Raw genomic sequence first — 2,645 nt, 5'->3', positions numbered from 1 at the left:
TGCATATTTCGGAGCATTCCGATCAGTCATTTCGGGATTATCCGATCACCCATTTCGGTTTAAACCGATCACTGATTCCGCGATTATCCGATCACTTTTAGCCTAACTCCGAAATCGGTGATCGGAATAGCGAAAACCGCGATCGGAATGCCCGAAACCCTTCCTTTTTCTCTTTTAAATCAATAGCTCGCTATTCTTTACTTCTTAAACAAGAACGTAAGGAAGCGACAATGGCCAAAAAGAGAACTCCAATGAACAAAATCAAAGAGGTATTACGCCTTAAGTACGACTGCGGTCTCTCCAATCGTGGTATCGCTTCTTGCCTGAAACTCGGCCCGTCCACCATATCGGAACTCCTTACTCGCTTTAAACAAAGCCAACTTGGCTGGCCTCTACCCGAAAGTTGCAGCGATGCTGATCTCACGCAAGCGCTGTATCACGGCAAGAAAGCCAGTCGCGATAAAGTCATGCCAGACTTCACTCAATACGCAGTCGAACTCAGACGTAAAGGCATGACAAAGATGTTGTTGTGGCAGGAATACCATGAGCAATATCAAGAACAAGCTTACGCTTACACTCAGTTCTGCGAGCACTTCACTCGTTGGTTCAAAACTCAAAAGCGCAGCATGCGCCAGCTCCATGTGGCAGGTGACAAGCTGTTTATCGATTACTGTGGGCCTCGGCTTCAAGTGGTCAACCCTGATACAGGTGAAGTGCGCGAAGCAGAAGTGTTCGTGGCGACCTTAGGTGCGTCCAATTACACCTATGTTGAAGCCTTCCCGAGTCAAGGTAAGTCTTACTGGTTAGAGGCGCATGCCAATGCGTTCGAGCACTTCGGTGGTGTACCACAGCTCTTGGTTCCCGATAATCTACGTAGCGCGGTCACCAAAGCCAATCGTTATGAGCCGAGACTTAACGACAGTTATCAAAAACTGGCGAATCACTATCAAACCGCAGTGATGCCAGCTCGCCCTTACAAACCGAAAGACAAAGCCAAGGCAGAGAATGCCGTGCTCCTAGTGGAACGCTGGATCATGATGCGACTACGACATCAAACCTTCCATACCTTCAAAGAGCTGAACCTTGCCATCCGTGAGCTTATGAATGACTTAAACGAACGTGAGATGAAACAGTATGGTGCGAGCCGCAAAGCGCTGTTCGACAAACTCGATAAGCCAGCGTTAAAGCCGCTGCCTAAGCAGCGATACCTCTATACCGAAACCAAGCGAGCCAAGGTTGGGCCTGATTATCACATAGAATATCGCCGCCACTACTACTCGGTGCCACATCAACTTGTTGGTCACCATGTCGAACTGGAAGCCTCCAACCGTCTGGTGCAGATCTACCATCAAGGTAACTTGGTAGCCCAGCATCCACGCAGCCAAAGAGAGCGCGGAAACAGCACCCAACCAGAGCACATGCCGAGTAATCATCAACATCAGAAGTGGTCGCCTGGACGCCTGCTCAACTGGGGAGCCAATATCGGCCCAGCCACACGAGAAGTCATCAATAAGATGCTCTACTCCAAGCCTCATCCAGAGCAGTCGTATCGCTCCTGCCTTGGGCTGCTCAATCTGAGTAAAGCGCATGGCGAGTCGCGCTTAGAGCAAGCCTGTAAAGATGCGCTGATGCTGACAAAACCGAACTACACCTTCATCAACAATCTGCTGAAGAACAATCGTGAAGGACAACTGAGCAAAGACAACACGAGCACGCCGAACCTTGTTCATAGCAATGTCCGTGGCCCGAACTGTTATCACTAGGAGAAATACAAATGAACGCACTGAACGACCAACTCAAAACCCTCCGCTTGAGCCATGCAGTGAAAGCGTTAGAGCAGCAACAAGAACAACTGAGCACCTACGCAGAGCTGGACTTCGAGGAAAGGCTAAGCCTACTTCTGGAAAGTGAAATCTTGAATCGCAATCAGACAAAAATCCAACGCTTAAAACGGCAAGCCAAACTGAGAGTGGATGCTCAGCCGAGCCAACTCATCTACAAGGAGGGACGAAATCTCAATCGTAAACAGATGAGCGAACTTCTAACGGGCAGTTATCTACATAAGCACCAGAATATCTTGATCACAGGCCCAACAGGTGCTGGAAAAACGTATCTTGGCTGCGCACTGGCAACCAGTGCCTGCGACCAACAACACACGGTCAGATACTACCGATTAACTCGCCTGCTTGATGACCTGACCGCAGGTCGTCTGGACGGTAGCTATCAAAAGCAACTTCAATCGTTGGCTAAGAAAGCTCTACTAATCCTCGACGACTGGGGGATGGAAAAGCTAACCCAAGAGCATGCAGGTCACTTATTAGAAGTGCTTGAAGATCGTTACCAAAACAGCAGCACGATCGTCATCAGTCAGTTACCTGTAAAGGAGTGGTACAACATGATCGGTAACGCCACTGTCGCAGACGCTCTAATGGATCGGCTGGTACACAATAGTCATCGAATAGAACTAGGAGGTGAGTCGATGAGAAAACTGGCGCAATCCGATCACTTAGAGTAAAAATAGGAAGAGAGAAAAACGGCAGGATCAAGTGATCGGAATAAACCGAAACGAGCGATCGCAATCACCGAAATACGCAAGTGCATATTTCGGAGCATTCCGATCAGTCATTTCGGGATTATCCGATCAC

2 protein-coding genes are annotated in these 2,645 nt (G+C 48.8%); both read left to right on the top strand.

Annotation, left to right across the window (positions count from 1 at the left end):
* Nucleotides 1-230: 230 nt before the first annotated feature.
* Nucleotides 231-1,763 carry an IS21 family transposase gene (istA, locus tag AB4209_RS21670; protein ID WP_017101221.1) on the top strand — a complete coding sequence of 511 codons (1,533 nt, stop codon included), beginning with the start codon at nt 231-233 and terminating at the stop codon, nt 1,761-1,763.
* Nucleotides 1,764-1,774: 11 nt separating this feature from the next.
* On the top strand, nt 1,775-2,515 hold the full coding sequence (gene istB / locus AB4209_RS21665) for an IS21-like element ISVch3 family helper ATPase IstB (protein WP_011988345.1): 741 nt from the start codon (nt 1,775-1,777) through the stop codon (nt 2,513-2,515).
* The last annotated feature ends 130 nt before the right edge of the window (nt 2,516-2,645 follow it).

This window comes from Vibrio sp. 10N.286.48.C11, from assembly GCF_041469805.1.
Classification (GTDB): Bacteria; Pseudomonadota; Gammaproteobacteria; order Enterobacterales; family Vibrionaceae; genus Vibrio; species Vibrio crassostreae_C.
Note: the sequence above shows the minus strand (reverse complement) of the source record. Positions and strands in the feature narration are given on the sequence as shown.